Annotated in this window: 9 protein-coding genes and 2 pseudogenes; 2 read left to right on the top strand and 9 right to left on the bottom strand. The window is 38.8% G+C overall.

All coding sequences use genetic code 11. The features are described 5' to 3' along the window. Nucleotides 1–6: 6 nt before the first annotated feature. The 8 genes and pseudogenes from napA to G5B98_RS03050 all read right to left on the bottom strand — a co-directional run bounded on the left by napA (nucleotide 7) and on the right by G5B98_RS03050 (nucleotide 11,125). Complete coding sequence (gene napA, locus G5B98_RS03080; protein ID WP_196087152.1) at nucleotides 7–2,787, bottom strand: nitrate reductase catalytic subunit NapA; 2,781 nt, start codon at nucleotides 2,785–2,787, stop codon at nucleotides 7–9. 538 nt (nucleotides 2,788–3,325) lie between these two features. Next, nucleotides 3,326–3,697, bottom strand: a pseudogene (locus G5B98_RS09595) (methyl-accepting chemotaxis protein); the annotation flags it as partial. Between the two features lie 864 nt (nucleotides 3,698–4,561). Then, nucleotides 4,562–5,296: pseudogene (locus G5B98_RS09590) on the bottom strand (cache domain-containing protein); the annotation flags it as partial. Nucleotides 5,297–5,691: 395 nt separating this feature from the next. Further along, a complete protein-coding gene (locus tag G5B98_RS03070; RefSeq protein WP_196087150.1) occupies nucleotides 5,692–8,259 on the bottom strand; it encodes a molybdopterin-dependent oxidoreductase in 2,568 nt (855 codons plus the stop codon). Between the two features lie 84 nt (nucleotides 8,260–8,343). Continuing rightward, nucleotides 8,344–8,919, bottom strand: coding sequence for a cytochrome C (locus tag G5B98_RS03065; protein WP_196087149.1), 576 nt, complete (start codon nucleotides 8,917–8,919; stop codon nucleotides 8,344–8,346). A gap of 98 nt (nucleotides 8,920–9,017) precedes the next feature. Beyond that, a complete protein-coding gene (locus G5B98_RS03060) occupies nucleotides 9,018–9,440 on the bottom strand; it encodes an EamA family transporter (RefSeq protein ID WP_196087148.1) in 423 nt (140 codons plus the stop codon). Between the two features lie 49 nt (nucleotides 9,441–9,489). Further along, on the bottom strand, nucleotides 9,490–10,413 hold the full coding sequence (locus G5B98_RS03055) for a Dyp-type peroxidase (protein ID WP_196087147.1): 924 nt from the start codon (nucleotides 10,411–10,413) through the stop codon (nucleotides 9,490–9,492). Between the two features lie 16 nt (nucleotides 10,414–10,429). Continuing rightward, nucleotides 10,430–11,125: a DUF4230 domain-containing protein gene (locus G5B98_RS03050; RefSeq protein WP_196087146.1), complete on the bottom strand. Its 696-nt coding sequence runs from the start codon at nucleotides 11,123–11,125 to the stop codon at nucleotides 10,430–10,432. 278 nt (nucleotides 11,126–11,403) lie between these two features. Here G5B98_RS03050 and G5B98_RS03045 point away from each other — a divergent pair, with 278 nt between their 5' ends. Then, on the top strand, nucleotides 11,404–11,562 hold the full coding sequence (locus tag G5B98_RS03045; protein ID WP_196087145.1) for a hypothetical protein: 159 nt from the start codon (nucleotides 11,404–11,406) through the stop codon (nucleotides 11,560–11,562). Between the two features lie 35 nt (nucleotides 11,563–11,597). Further along, nucleotides 11,598–14,594: a S8 family serine peptidase gene (locus G5B98_RS03040; protein WP_196087144.1), complete on the top strand. Its 2,997-nt coding sequence runs from the start codon at nucleotides 11,598–11,600 to the stop codon at nucleotides 14,592–14,594. Nucleotides 14,595–14,639: 45 nt separating this feature from the next. Here G5B98_RS03040 and ilvA read toward each other — a convergent pair whose 3' ends face one another. Continuing rightward, nucleotides 14,640–15,851, bottom strand: a complete 1,212-nt coding sequence (gene ilvA / locus G5B98_RS03035) for a threonine ammonia-lyase (protein WP_196087143.1) — start codon at nucleotides 15,849–15,851, stop codon at nucleotides 14,640–14,642. Nucleotides 15,852–15,866 lie beyond the last annotated feature (15 nt).

Genomic DNA, 15,866 nt, shown 5'->3' with positions numbered 1-15,866 from the left:
ACTCACCTATGCTTTGTAAATTTTAACCGCACACTTTTTATAATCAGTCTCTTTTGAGATTGGGCAAGTAGCATCTAGTGTGACTTTATTGATAAATACATTTTCATCAAACCAAGGCACATAAATAAGACCTACTGGTGGCTTATTTCTACCTTTTAGATCAACTCTTGCTTTTACCTTGCCACGGCGTGATTCGACCCAAACGATCTCATTTTGCATTACGCCAAGATTTTTAGCATCATCTTCATGCATATAGCAAAGTGCCTCTGGAACAGCCCTATAAAGTTCAGGAACACGCATGGTCATAGTGCCTGAGTGCCAGTGTTCTAGAACACGGCCAGTACATAGCCAGAACGGATACTCTTTGCTTGGCATCTCGCATGGATCCATATAAGGGCGGAAGAAAATTTTTGCTTTGTTTGCAAGAGATGTTTTATCTTTATTTGTAACGCCTTTTAGATCGCCTGTTGGAAGGGCTGCGTTTTTGTTGCCATAGAATGCAAATTTCTCATTTGGGGCAGCTTTTTTAGCGTATGGGTCAAATTTAGTATTAAATCTCCACTGAGTCTCTTTGCCATCAACTACTGGCCATCTAAGACCTCTTACTCTGTGGTAAGTATCAAAGTCTGCTAGGTCGTGGCCGTGTCCAACGCCAAATTTTCTATACTCTTCCCAAAGATATTTATGGACGAAAAATCCATATCCTTTAAATTCTTTACCATCTGAGCCGATCACTTTTCTGCTATCGCCAAATACTTCTGTATTGTCGTAGTTTTCTATGATCGGATCGTTTGCACTAAATTTCTTAGCCTCTTCGTTAGCAAAAAGTACGTCAAATAACGTATCTTCTTCGCTATACCCCATAGCTTTTGCCTCTTCAAGCACATTTGGAAGTGTCACTTTATCATTTACTTTTTTCTCACCCCAAACATCTTTTAGCTTAAAGCGTTTACTAAACTCCATCATTTGCCAAATATCAGGCATCGCTTCGCCAACCGGAAGTACTTGCTGTCTCCAGTGTTGTGTTCTTCTCTCGGCGTTACCGTATGCGCCCCATTTTTCATAGATCATCGCAGTTGGGAGGATAAGGTCAGCAACTTTTGCAGAAATTCCTGGATAAGGATCGCTTACAACGATGAAGTTATCCATCTCACGAGCTGCTTTGATCCAGTGGTTTGCGTTTGCAGTATTTTGCCACGGATTATTTACTTGAACCCATATAAATTTAACCTTACCATCTTCAAGATCACGCATCATTTTTACGTAGTGAGAAGCGAGTACGCCACTTAGTGTTCCAGCAGGAAGTTTCCAAATTTTTTCAGTTATCTCTCTATGTTTTGGATTCTCAATAACCATATCAGCTGGCAAGCGGTGAACAAATGTTCCAACCTCTCTTGCAGTTCCACACGCACTTGGTTGACCGGTTAAAGAAAATGCTCCTGAGCCTGGAAGTGCTTGCTTACCAAGTAAGAAATGCACCATATAAGCTTGCTCATTTACCCATGTACCACGTTGGTGTTGATTAAAGCCCATCGTCCAAAAACTTACGACTTTGCGGTTTTTCTCGATGTAAAGATCAGCAAGTGCCTTTAGCTTTTTCTTAAATTCTTCTATATCTTCATTTGGATCGCCCTTTGCCACCTTTGCTGTAAAGTCAAGTGTGTAAGGTGCAAGAGCTTTTTTAAACTCTTCAAATGTTATTTGCCAATGTGCGCCAGATTTTGCAGCATTTTTATTTTCTAGCGTATCGCCAGCTTTTAGTCCAAGATATGCAAGCGTAACACCCTCAGCCTCGCTTAGCACCTTTGACTTCTCAGTAGCAGCAGTGTCTAGCTCGCTTGGAGCATATTTTTTATGATTAATGTCTGGACGAAGACCATATCCGATATCGGCTGGACCAGTTGTAAATACACAGTGTTTTTTAACAAATTCTTCATCGATCATCTCTGGGTGGTTATAAACTATCTCACGAGCGATGTAGTTCCAGATAGCAAGGTCAGATGACGGAGTAAAGATAATCTCTATATCAGCCAAATTTGATGTTCTAGTTGAGTAAGTGCTTAAATTTACAACCTTTACTCTATCAGGATCGCTAAGCTTTCTATCGCTTACGCGTGCCCAAAGGATCGGGTGCATCTCAGCCATATTTGCGCCCCATGCCACGATAGTATCAGTTAGTTCGATATCATCAAAACAGCCTGATGGCTCGTCTATACCAAAAACTTGCATAAAGCCAACAACCGCGCTTGCCATGCAGTGTCTTGCGTTTGGATCGATACTATTGCTTCTAAAGCCACCTTTTATAAGTTTAACAGCAGCGTAACCTTCTGGAATTGTATATTGACCAGAGCCTAAAACTCCGATACCATGAGGTCCTAGCTCATCATATGCTTTTCTAAACTGAGCCTCCATAACATCAAATGCTTGCTTCCAGCTTACTTGCTTAAATTTACCTTTTTTATCAAATTCACCTTTTTCATTTACACGCAAAAGCGGATGAGTGATCCTATCCTCGCCGTACATGATCTTGGCATTAAAGTAACCTTTGATACAGTTTAGACCGCGGTTTACCGGTGCCTCTGGATCTCCTTTTACAGCTACTATCTTGCCCTCTTTTGTAGCGACCATGATGCCACAGCCTGTCCCACAAAACCTACAAGCGGCCTTATCCCAGCGCCAGCCTTTTTCGGCTTCGCTTGCTGCACTTAGTGAGCTTGGTACGGCTATACCGGCACTAGCACAAGCAGCACTAGCCGCAGCACTTTTTATGAATTCTCGTCGATTCATTCTTTCTCCTTTAAAGATTTAAAACAAATTTAATTGATATTAACCTTGCAAAACTTATTTACAACTGATTTACATTTACAAAAATTTCAAAAAACTTAAGCCAAAAATGTAAATATTTTTCTACATAAAAATATTAATTTTCTTACAAAGCACGATTTTAAAAGAAAATACTATTTAATAAAATTTAAAAATTTTAGAGTAGTTATCAAAAAGCTAAAGAAAACAAAGTAAAATTGTTTTTAAATATTTGAGTAAAAAAGTAACATAAAGTATTATTAAAAATTTTATCTCCTTACTGAAATAGCAATAATTGAAAGGATAAATTCTAATAATTTTCATTACATTATGACAAACATAATCTATAAAAATTTAACTAGCAATATCACTATAAAGCTATAAAAATTAGATAATTTTTAAAAATTTTATTATATTTATAAAACAAAAAATAATTTTAAGATTAGAGATAAAAAGGAGTTATTTTCATCCTCAAATTTTGAGGATGAAATATTAATAAAATTTTAGGTGTTAAGCTATAAGGTTAAAATTTATTCTTTTTAACATCAGCTACTATTGTCTTAGCCATATCGTCTATTTGATCAGTAATTTCGTTTGTTGTACCAACAATATCAATATTTTGTTTTGTAATACTGTCGATCTGACTTACACTTTGATTTATCATATTTATGCCTTCGCTTTGCTCTCTGATGCTCTCACTCATCTCATTGATACTTTGAGCTAGAACATTTGCATTAGCTTCGATCTCACCAAGTGATTTTTGAGTTCGCTCAGCTAGTTTTCTAACCTCATCCGCAACTACAGCAAATCCTCGTCCATGCTCACCAGCACGTGCTGCCTCGATAGCCGCGTTTAGAGCAAGTAGGTTAGTTTGATCTGCAATATCTCTAATAATAACGATGATGTTTTTAATCTCTTCGCTTTGTCTTGTTACGTCGCTAGCTTTTTGGCTAATGGCGTTCATAGAACTACTCATCTCTTCTATAGCAGCCGCGCTTTCTTGGATGGAGTCTGCTTGCTTATGGGCTCCGTCGGTTAGGGTTCTCATAGATTCTGCTAGGATTTTAGCTTTTTCTTCTAGAACCTGAGCTTCTTTTAAATTTTCCCTTAGCATATTGCTTACGGCGTCTCCCGCGCTTTGAAGGCCTACTATCATATCTCTTAGATCGCTTTCAAGCTCCGGTTTTAGCTCTAGTCTAGGAGTGTAGTCGTTTTTATTATAAGAAGCTAAAACTACGGCTATGCCTTTTAAATTTTCAGAAATTGATGCAAAGAATTTATTTAGCAGATCTTTTAACTGAACCAAAGCCGGATTATTAGGGACGGAGTTGATCTTAGCTCCCATGTGGCCTCTTATCATAAGATTTGCTATACCGTTCATCTCGTCTATTAGGGCGCTGTCTTTTTTAACGCCGTTAAGGACTTTTTCTATATTTTCGTTAATAGATTCGCTCATTCTGCCGAATTCGTCTTGCGTAGTTACTACTAGCTTTTCCGGAGCGTTAGGGGTTTCGTAGGTGATAAATTTAAACGCGTCTTCAAGCTTGGTTTGAATAGTCCTAATAGGGCTAAGAGATTTTTTAAGAAGAGTAAATACGATAGCCGAAAGTATGACTATAAAAACTATCGCCAAAACCACTTGGGCTTTTAGTAAAGGCATAGTATTGCTTGAGAATGTATCAGCGCCAATAGCTGCAACAGCTAGCCAACCTTGATCGTTTATAGGAAGAATTTTGGCAGTTACGTTTTCGCCCTTGTCGTTAACATAAGAAATAAGACCGTTTTCGTCAAATTGCTTTTCTGAATATTGTTTTGAGAGATATAGTGTAGACTCAACTGCCTTACCGACAATGTCTGGATTTGAATGGATCAGTATCACGCCGTCTTTATTCATAACGTAAACGTAACCATACTCAGTCTTGCCCATATCAAGGATTTTTTTGCTTAGAGCGTCTATTTTTAGATCTATCGCCGTAACACCCACAAATTTACCACCATCATATACAGGCACTGCAAATGTCATAACCAAAATCTTATTCATAGCATCTATATAAGGCTCGGTATATATAGCCTGATTAGCAGCTTTTGCCTGTATATACCAGCCACGTTTACGAGGGTCGTAATTATCCTTTTCAGGAACTAATTTAACATTGTTAATTAGGAAATGATTTCCATCAACTTCTCTACCAAAATAAATATCGCCTACTACAGAATTTGACCGATCTTTTTCTAGCGTTAATGTCTTTAACAATTCATCTTCACTATGTTGGACTTTTTGAATACTTGTCCCAAGTTTTTTTACTGTGTCAATATAGTCTTTTAAGAACGAATCTGTGACCGTTTTGACATCCTTTAAAATTTGCGCCTGATTTTGGCTAACAAGCTGAATAACCTTGTTCTCAGCCGTGTAGTAACTGACTGCTGAAATAGCAGCAAACGAAATAACAAGCAGCGAAATTATAATTATCGCTATTTTAGAAGTTATGGACTTCATCTTTCCTCCTTTAAATAAAAATCTGTTTAATCTATCTAAAAAAAATTAAAACTAAAATTAATTTTATACTACATTTAACGACTTTTAAATAATTAATCAAAAATTGTATCTATTAAGGTAAAAAAGTGAGTTTTTTTAGTGATTATTTTGTCTTTAAAAGTCAGGTAGCTTGGCTTTTAAAAAGACTTTATAAAAATTTAATATAACTGGTCATTTAAATCTAGAAATTTTTATTTAACAATTAACAAAAATTATACCCATCACCTCAACATCCATTGCAAAATACAAATTTATAGAGCTATAGGCTTTAAATATAAATTTAAGCTTTTTGTGAATAGAAGATTTGTTTTAAATTTTAAGTTCAAAAGCAGGAGAAGACTCCCCTGCTTTTAATATTATTTAGAAATTTTTGGCTCAGCAAAAGCTGTAAGCTTTAATGCCTCGCCACCTTTATATTTCTCGATATTTACAAGAGCTGTGTGGCTGATGTTGCCGTTTGCTAGCTTACTTGTTGGGATATCTATGGTTAGCACGTTTGCACCGCCGTTTTTGCAAATTCCACTATCAAAGCCGTCATACCAAGCGCCCTCAGCTAGTTTTACAACGCCCTCTTTGATGTTTTTAGTCACGTGAGCACCTGCTAAAACCTCACCACGTGCATTAAATACACGCACCAAGTCGCCACTTTGTACGCCAAGCTCTTTTGCGTCTTTTTCGTTGATCCAGATAGGCTCGCGATTTGCGATAGCGTATTTGTCACGAAGTGAAGTTTGACTTAGCTGTGAGTGCAAGCGGTCAGTTGGGTGAGCACTTATCATGTGGAATTTAGCTGGCTTATCTTTCATGCCTAGCCACTCGATCGGCTCAAACCACATTGGGTGCGCCTTGCAGTCGTCATAGCCCATTTTCTCGATAGTCTCTGAGTAAATTTCTATAAGACCGCTTGGGGTTCCAAGAGCATTTAGTACAGGATCTTCTCTAAATTCGCCAAATCTCACCCAGCTATCGCTATCTTGAGATGAGGCAAATGTAACTGGCTTATTTTCATTCCAAAACTCTTCAAATGGCTTCATATCAGTAGTTAGCTCTGGCACAGCCTTGACCTGAGCGTAGGCTGCGTCATAGTACTCTTTGATCCAGTCAAACTCATCCTTGCCGTTATCTGTGTAGGCAACGACTAAATTTTTAGCATAAGCCTTGCAAAGATCGATGAAAATTTGGTAGTCATCTCTTGCCTCGTGGTATTTCTCAACGACTTGTTTCATCGGCACGATGTTCATATTTGAGTAATCGCCAGTCATGGTAATGTCATTTCTCTCATACTCTGTAGTGACTGGAAATACTATATCAGCCATTTTTGCTGTCGGTGTCCAGTATGATTCATGTACGACAACTGTTCTTGGCTTTCTCCACGCTTTTAAATTTGTATTTGTATCTTGGTGGTGCACAAGTGGGTTGCCGCCGACCCAGTAGATAAAATCAATATCTGGATAGGTGATCTTTTTGCCGTCGTGGTCGATCACTTTACCAGGATGTAGCAACGCATCAGCAATCCTTGCTACTGGGAAGGCATAGTTGGTTGCTTTTTGTAGCCAGCTTTGGCCTGTGCCTGCTGCTGCGGCTGCCTTTGCGACGAAACGACCGCGTTTGTCAAACTCGCCTGTGTCTGTGCCAATAAACTCGCCTTTTTCGTTAAATTTACCCACGCTTGCACTATTCACGCCACCGATGACTGCACCCTTGCATGTTGGTGCGCCACCGTTTGAGTAGTGATAGCTTAAGCCAAATCCTCCGCCCGGAAGTCCTATCTGACCGATCATAGCTGCTAGTGTCACCATCGCCCAGTGTGGTTGCTCTCCGTGGTGAGCGCGCTGCATACCCCAACCGCTCATTATCATCGTGCGGTTTGCGACAAATGTATCAGCTAGCTCTTTTAAAGCGTCTTTATCGATACCACAAATTTTGCTTGCCCACTTTAAATTTTTAGGAGTGTTGTCAGTCTTGCCAAGTAGATATGGGAGAAATTTATCAAAACCAGTTGTGTAGGTTTCAATGAAATTTTTATCATACTTGCCACTTTCATATAGGTAGTGCATCATACCAAGCATCATCGCTGTGTCGGTGTTTGGCACTGGGGCGATCCACTGAGCGTTATCAAAGTATTGCGCTGTGTCACTCTTGATAGGATCAATAATGATCACTTTGATATCTTTTTTGTTTTTTAGCTCTTCAAAGTATTTAAAGCCCTGCTCATCAGTCGCTGTCCAAGCTATGCGAAGTGTTGCAAGCGGGTTTGCACCCCATATGACTACAACTTTTGAGTTTTCAAGCACGACTGGCCAGCTAGTTTGCTGCTCATAGACCTCGATACTACCAACAACGTGAGGCATGATGATCTGGCTAGCACCTGTTGAGTAATCTCCTAGCGAGCCAACAAAGCCACCACTAAGGTTCATAAATCTATGAAGCAAAATTCTTGAGTTATGTACGTTTCCGCTTGACTTCCAGCCGTAACTGCCTGCAAAAACGCTTTGTAAACCTTTTTGCGCTCTAGTCTTTTTCAGCTCTCTTGCAACTAGCTTGATCGCCTCTTCGTAAGGCACCTCAACCCACTCATCCTTGCCGCGAAGCTCTGGTTTTGGATTATCTGGATTTTCAAGGTAGCTCTTTCTTACTGCTGGACGTTTGATGCGACTTTTGTAGATCATATCTGGTGTGTAGTACTGAAGTGGGTTGTAAATTTCACTTGTTTTTTGGATAGGCTCTGACTTTACTGCAACGCCGTTTTTGGTTGTTACTTTTAACATACCCCAGTGAGCGGCTGTGATAACCTCGCTATCTCTTAAAACACTCTTTTTTACGTTATCAGCAAATAAATTTGATGCTGTTACACTTGAAAGCAAAGGTGTCGCTGCAATCGCTGTTGCACCTTTTTTTAGAAATTCTCGTCTGTTCTCGTTCATCTTATCTCCCTTTCATTTTTAAGTTTTCTTTTGAATAAGCTAAACTTTAATATTTGTTTTTACTCGCCGCTACAAAAGTTTTGCTTATTTACCTAGGTTTACGTCAGATGAGTGTTTTTGAAGGTATTCAACAACCAACCACTCGTCTTTTTTCTCTATTGCGGTTCTGCCGATCATTGATTTTAGAAGTGACGGCCACTGGTTTGCGTTAAAGTGCGTAGTTTGAGGCAACGCATGGCAAACACCACAGCTCTCTTTATACACCTTATCAGCTTTTGCAAACATCGCGTTTACGTCAGTGCTAAAGCCATCTTTTTGAACAAAAACTGTTGTTTCTACCTCATTCCATTTGCCGTTTTTACCCTCTTTTATGACTTTGATGTCAAAAGGTGCAGTTTTAGCAAATGCCACTGAGATGATCCTAGCACCATCAGCAAAATAAACTACGTTGCTAACGGCTGGATTTTGATAGCCTTTTACTTTAATTTGCGCTCTGTCACCGCTTGTTTGTAAAATTTCAACTGCATTGGTTGGTAGCAGTCTGCCTATACTTTTTGTTGAGCTAGCATCACCGTAAACATCTTTTACAACATCTGTGTAGTTTACACTAGCACCAAATGCCGCACAAGCTATGATGGCTGAAAAAATGATTTTTTTCATATTTCTCCCTTCAAAATGAAATCGTTCAAATTTTAGAAGCTTTTTGATTAATTACAAATTAAAATTAAAAATATACTTTAAGAATAATGCAGAAAATTTTATTTAAAAATAAGTAAAAATACGCCAGACACGATAAGACAGATGGCTAAAATTTCTTTTAAATTTAGCCTCTCGCCAAGAAAGATGACAGCCAAAATAATAGCAAGCACAACGCTAAATTTATCAACCAAAGCCACTTGATAAACCTTGCCTACTTGCATCGCTTTAAAATACATGAGCCAAGATAGTCCAGTAGCTATGCCACTAAGCATGAGAAAGAGCCAGTTTTTTGGGCTTAGAGAGCTTAGTGGCTGCCATTTTTTAGCCACGCTTAGAAGTAAAACAAGCATAAAAACAACAACAATCGTTCTTATAAATGTTGCAAAATCGCTGTCGATGTCCTTTACGCCAAGCTTTGCAAAGAGTGCAGTGAGTGCAGCAAATATAGCCGAAAGGGCTGCGTAGATAAACCACTCTGGCATCTTTTTCCTTATATATTTAAAGGGGCTTTTGCTTCGCCCCACTGTAAATTTAACCCTCGTACTCGCTTAGCATGTCGATAGTCGGCGCAAAAAAGAGTGCACCAGTAACAGGTGTGCTAAAGTCAAGTAGTCTATCTGAGTTACCTTTTGGTTCGCCTATGAACATCTTTTTAAGCATAAGTTCAACGGTCGAAAATGTGCTTGCATAAGCGATAAAGTAGGTGCCACTCTTGCTTCCTTCTGTAAATGGCATATTGCCACGCACGACCTTTTTATCGTCGCCTACATTAGCTGCAGCCGAATGTGAGTTGCTAGGCTTTTCATCCTCGCTCATCTCGATATCAAGCTGCTTTGAGCGGCCTATCACCTTTTCTTGCTCACTCACACTTGTGGCGTTCCACTCTTGCATTTTATGAAAGTATTTTTGCACAAAAACGTAGCTTCCGCCCTTAAATTTAGCATCCTCGTCGCCAACTTTTGCAAAGTGGTCTCTATCCTCGCCATCAGGATTTTCAGTGCCATCAACAAAGCCTATGATCGCCCTGCCATCGTGGTATTTAAAGCCTTGCACCTCGTCAATAAGATCAGCAAATTTATATAGCACATCTTTTACACTTTGCGCCATGTCAAAGCAGTCAGCCGCATTTAGCGCACGTATATGAATGTGCAAATCACCTTTTGTGCTAACGGCCTCGTGTTTGTCGCCCTTAATCGCTTTAAAATTTACAAGCTCTTTTGGTAGGCTCTTTGTTATAGCAAGTTTTTTCCATGCATCGTGTCCGATGCCAAGGACGCAGTTTACATTTTCACCTGCGCCAAATCTAACCTTTGCAGTTTTGTTTAAATTTATAACCAAAGCGCAAAGCCTAGCAAAACCCTCTTTGCACGCCTTTTTATCATCTTTTAAAACCCAAGTTTGAAAGACGGTGTTATTTCCTGGAGTTTGTGTAACCTCTTGTGAATTAAAACTCATTTTTTCTCCTTTAAATTTATGCGATATTTTCTAAATTTAGCTGTGAATTTATCTGCTCATCGTTATCATCAAAAACAAATTCGACCTTGTTTGCCCCAAAGCTCTTTGCGATCGCTTCAAGCGTGTCGCGAGCCGATTTATGTATCTTACCTTGAAGCTGTGAGATAAGACGAACGCTCATCTTTTTTACTTCACTTCTAGCCTCTTCTATAAGTCTGTTTTTATCCTCTTCTGTAAATGTGCTTCCAAAAAAGCCATTTAGCGAATCAGGCAGCAAAAATGGTATAAATTTGCCATTTTTCTCGTCATAAAATTTCATATCGGCGATTGAGAATTTATACTTACATGGGGGCATTTTTATCTTGTAGCTAGAGTTTGCGATCTGCATGATCTCGAGCTTTGGACTGGTTAGATCATAGATAAAATTTATCTCAAACTCAAATATCATCGAAAGCTTCTTTTCGCTTACCAGCCACCTTAGATACTCTTTGCCAAAATTTCCAAACGCATGGTCGGTTTTTGTGACGATCTCTTTGCTATATACCTGAAAGACGGATAGCTCGCCTATACTTTTTAGCTGCGAAATTTCAGTACTTACAGATACATTTTGACTCTCATCTTTAGCCTTTTTTAAAGCCTTATTTGCCCTGTAAAATGCAAATACAAGAACCGCAAGCAAAAGGGCTAATATCAAATTTATATATTCACTCATTCTTTCTCCTTTAAAGCTTGCTATTTTAGCTTAATTTTGTAAAGCAAAGGTGAAATTTTACTTTTATTAAAAATCATATTTAAATAATTGTTTTAAGATATAATTGTAATTAATAATACTTTTGTGATAATATCTTAATCATCTTTTCATATATTATAGTAAAAATAGCGTAAAAAAGGGATTATTAAAGTAAATTTTATCATAAATTTTAATATTTTAATTAATAATTTATTTTAATGATATTACAATCCTTTTAAATTTTATGCAAAGGATGAGATGTGAAAAGATCCATTTTAAACAAAAAATGTATTTTGATAAGCACGGCTTGTTGTGCTCTTTTGCTTGCAAATTCACTAAATGCCAACGATCAAGAAAGTGGTAAATTTGGCGACATAAGCAGCTGGCAGAGCGCTGAGTATGAAGCATACTGGGGATAAAACGTATAAATGCGGCTATCGCGTATGCTCTTGGAGTGACAGGCAAAGGTGTGACGCTTGGTGTTATGGACTCTGGCGCATTACTTAGCCACCCTGAACTTAGTGACGGTAGGATAAGCGCACTAAAAATTTCTGGTAGCTACTACAAAGACGGACAAAAATATCCAGATACTGAGCACGGCAACTCTCCTTACCTAAAAAAGGGAAGCACTGATAAAAACAGAGCTGACTTTGGCGACTTTAAAAAAGGTGAAAAATTTGAAGCTGATGGCAACTGGATCGCTGGCGTAAACGACTCACACGGCACACACGTAGCTGGTACAATTGCTGGTTCAAGAGATGGAAAAGGGATGCATGGTGTAGCATTTGGCTCAAAACTTATAGTAGGAAATACTGGCGGAACCGACGGTATGACATATGGACCAAACCAAGACTACAACTTCTTTTTAGCATCTTATGAGGGACTAGCCAAAGGTGGCGCAAGAGCTATAAATAATAGCTGGGGTTCAAACCGAAAATTTTATAAAGCTTATGAGGGAGCAACTGGATTTGATGGCGGCAATAGCTTAGATATAAAAGACCTTGACGCAGCCTATAAAAGCTACTATCCATTTGTTACAAAAGGCAAAAATTTCATGGATGCCGCTTATGAAGTCGCCAAAAGATATAGCATCATTCAAGTCTTCACTGCCGGAAATAGAAACGGCATGAAAGAGTCATACACAAGAGCAATGCTTCCATATTTTCGTCCAGATGCTGAAAAATACTGGATAAACGTCACTGGAGTGACAGATGGCGATGCACAATACTTTAACACCGCAGGACACTCAAAATGGTGGAGTATCGCAGCACCTGGCAAAAGTATAAAATCAAGCACAGTTGATCCTAAAAATGGAGAGGCTAGTTACGATAGCTGGGATGGTACATCAATGGCAGCTCCACACGTCACTGGCGCACTTGGGCTTGTCATGCAAAGATATTCATATATGAGTAATACTCAAGCAAGAGATGTTCTGCTAACTACTGCAAGACAAGTCAAAGATGAGTTTAAAAAGCCAGCCGATACAAGAAAAATTTCTGGCTTTACTGCACCACTTGGCGTACCTGATGAACGCTGGGGCTGGGGAGCACTTGATATGTCAAAGGCTATGTTTGGACCAGGACAGCTGCTAGGTGTATTTGATGTAAGTCTAGACATAGACGATCTTTACTCAAATAATATAAGCGATGTAGCTATAAAATACAGGAAGACCGAAGATGAAGCAGAGGCACAAATTTGGGCTAATCGCAAAGCCGAGCTTGAGCGAATGGCAAATTTAACAGCCGAGCAAAGGGCTGAACTTGATATAGGCAATGCTAGAGAAAAAGCGAGAGAACAAAGAGCTAGTGAAGGCTATGAAGGAACTCTTATCAAAAGAGGTCTAGGCACTCTAAAACTAGCCGGAACCAACTCATACACTGGCAAGACTATAATAAAAAGTGGCAAGATCACAGCACTAAATCAATCACTAAAATCAAGCGAAGTAGTAGTTGAAAATGGTGGTGCACTTGAGATTGTTAAAGAGATGAGTGTTAGAGAGATTGATAAAAGTAGATTTTCTCAAAAGCTATCTTTTAAAGATGTAACTAGAAAAAGTACAAATGACACAGTAAAAGCTACTATAAAAACAGGCGGTAGCTATATCATCTCAAATAACGCAGCAAATTTAAATCTAAATTTTGAGAAGAACTCTATCATAGGTATAAGCGAGCCAGATGTAGATGTCATGAAAAGACTATATGATGATAGCTCAAAGGCAAAAACTTATGCCGTAACTGGAAATTTTAGTGGCTACAATGACACTATCTTAAGAAAATATGCATTTTTTGACCTTACTAGAAATTATAGTGACAACAAGCTAGAGCTAACACTTAAAAAATCAAAAAATACAATAACAAGTATAGCAGCTAGCGACAACCAAAAAAGAGTAGCACAGCTCATTGAGAGCACAGCTAGCAGACCAGCACTCCTTGCTTCACCGTTTAGAAGTAGACCAGCAGTTATTACGAGTGATCTATATAGACACTTCATCTACGCTACTCCAAAACAAGCAAGTGACACACTAAAAACATTTGCAAATAATGCAAATTTAGCTCAACATAATGCATTTTTACTAGAAAATATCTTGCTCAAAAATGCAATCATCAACCATGAATTTGATCCATTCAGTGCAAAAGCAATCGATGCGAGTGGCATGAATTTTTGGTCAAATACCATGGCTAATGCTATGAAATTTGATGATGTAAAAGCAAACTCACTCACTCAGCTTTTTGGATTTGACGGCAATATAAATGATACTTTCACACTTGGTGGCGTGCTTGGTGCTGGCAGTGAAAAAGTAAAAGAAGATGGCGATGATGCTTATAAAACAAAAAGTACAAGCATCGGCATCTACGGAAAAAGCCAGATCGCTAGCACAAAACTAGACCTCGGTCTAATATACACAAATGCAAAACGAAAAACACAAAATGGTGCCACGATCGTTAGCTTTTACTCAGATGAGCATGTAAAAAGCAAGGAAAAAGCACTTACTGCTTACGCAAATTTGGCACTAATAGCATTTAATAGTGCGAATTTCTCACTAAATCCTTATGTGGGCGCAAGCTATCTACGTATGAAAACTGATAGCACTAGCCAAAATGTAGGAATTTTCAGAATGGATGTTGATGAAAAAACTAGAAATTTAGGTGTATTTAGCATAGGTCTAAACCCTAGTGTGCCATTTAGTCTTGGTAGTACAAAGATGAAATTTGAAGCTGATCTAGCTTACAATAGACTAGTTGGCGATACAAGACCAAATATCGGCGTAAATATCGCAAATGCTGGATACTTGGAACTTGAAGGTAAAGAGGTACGCGATCTTGGCACAGCTAGCCTTGGTGTAAAAGCAAATGTTTATAAAAATATAAATTTAGGTTTATCTTACACAGGTGCTTTTGCTAAAGACGTGAAGTCAAACAGCGTAAATGCAAAATTTGAGATTTTGTTTTAATAGGTAAATCATGCTCGCTACTTTAAATAGTAGCGAGCCATTAAATTAAAATAGTTGAGTGAAAGAAAAACCGTTTTTAGTAAGCACTTCTTTGATCTTTTCTTGATGCTCAAGACCCTTTGTCTCAAGTGTGATAGTAATACTTGCATCACCATAATCAAGCCTTGTCGAGAAGCGATCGTAGTCGATCTTCACAATGTTTGCGTTTGCTGATTTTAAGCTATCTGTTAGACTCATGAGCGCTCCTGGCTTATCCACAAGTGTGATTTGAAGTGTCATCTTGCGGTGAGACTTGATAAGACCCTTTTCAATGATGATAGAAAGTACTTGTACGTCGATATTTCCACCACTTAGCACCACGCCTATCTTTGCACCTTTTTTAAATTTGATTTTATCATGCATAAGTGCTGCCACGCCAGCTGCACCAGCTCCTTCTACAACGATCTTTTGAGTCTCTAGCAAAAACAAAATCGCAGTTGCGATCTCCTCGTCATCAACCTGCACAAACTCATCAACACACTCAATAATATTTGCTAACGTGATCTCGCTCGCATCACGCACAGCAATACCATCAGCTATGGTGCGGACTGATTTTGAATTTATGCTTTTTCTAGCACCGTAGCTATTAAACATAGCTGGAGCGCCTTTTGCGCCGACACAGATTACTTTTGTCTTTGGATTGACCTGCTTTATACAACTAGCCACACCACTAGCTAGCCCACCGCCGCCAACTGGGACGATGACTATATCAAGATCGCTTATCTCATCAAGCATCTCAAGCCCAACAGTGCCCTGCCCCGCCATGACGTACTCGTCGTTAAATGGATGAACAAAGGTCATACCCTTATCTTTGGCATAATTAACTGCAAAAGCGTACGCCTCGTCAAAATTATCACCTTTTAAAATAACCTCTGCACCAAGGTCTTTCGTACCAGCAACCTTTAGAAGCGGGGTTGATTCTGGCATGATGATACAAGCGTGTACGCCAAATTCTTTTGCGCTTATAGCTACACCTTGAGCGTGGTTGCCAGCACTTGCAGCCACGACACCACGCTTTCTCTCCTCATCACTTAGGCTAGCTATTTTATTGTATGCGCCTCTTATCTTATATGCGCCGGTTCGCTGTAAATTTTCCTCTTTTAGATAGATACTTGCTCCCAAATTTTTGCTAAGTTTTGCACTCAGAGCAAATGGAGTTTTATTTACAAAATGACCGATCGTAATCTTTGCTTGGATAATTTTATTTAGTGAAACCATTTTTATTTTTCCTTT

Origin of the sequence: Campylobacter concisus, assembly GCF_015679985.1 — a bacterium.
In the GTDB taxonomy this organism is placed as follows: domain Bacteria; phylum Campylobacterota; class Campylobacteria; order Campylobacterales; family Campylobacteraceae; genus Campylobacter_A; species Campylobacter_A concisus_AC.
The sequence above is the reverse complement of the archived record's forward strand: the minus strand, read 5'-3'. Positions and strand labels throughout refer to the sequence as shown.

Coding starts and splice junctions, on each gene's coding strand:
- napA (WP_196087152.1), bottom strand. CDS start 2,787: ATGAATCGACGAGAATTCATAAAAAGTGCTGCGGCTAGTGCTGCTTGT.
- G5B98_RS03070 (WP_196087150.1), bottom strand. CDS start 8,259: ATGAACGAGAACAGACGAGAATTTCTAAAAAAAGGTGCAACAGCGATT.
- G5B98_RS03065 (WP_196087149.1), bottom strand. CDS start 8,919: ATGAAAAAAATCATTTTTTCAGCCATCATAGCTTGTGCGGCATTTGGT.
- G5B98_RS03060 (WP_196087148.1), bottom strand. CDS start 9,440: ATGCCAGAGTGGTTTATCTACGCAGCCCTTTCGGCTATATTTGCTGCA.
- G5B98_RS03055 (WP_196087147.1), bottom strand. CDS start 10,413: ATGAGTTTTAATTCACAAGAGGTTACACAAACTCCAGGAAATAACACC.
- G5B98_RS03050 (WP_196087146.1), bottom strand. CDS start 11,125: ATGAGTGAATATATAAATTTGATATTAGCCCTTTTGCTTGCGGTTCTT.
- ilvA (WP_196087143.1), bottom strand. CDS start 15,851: ATGGTTTCACTAAATAAAATTATCCAAGCAAAGATTACGATCGGTCAT.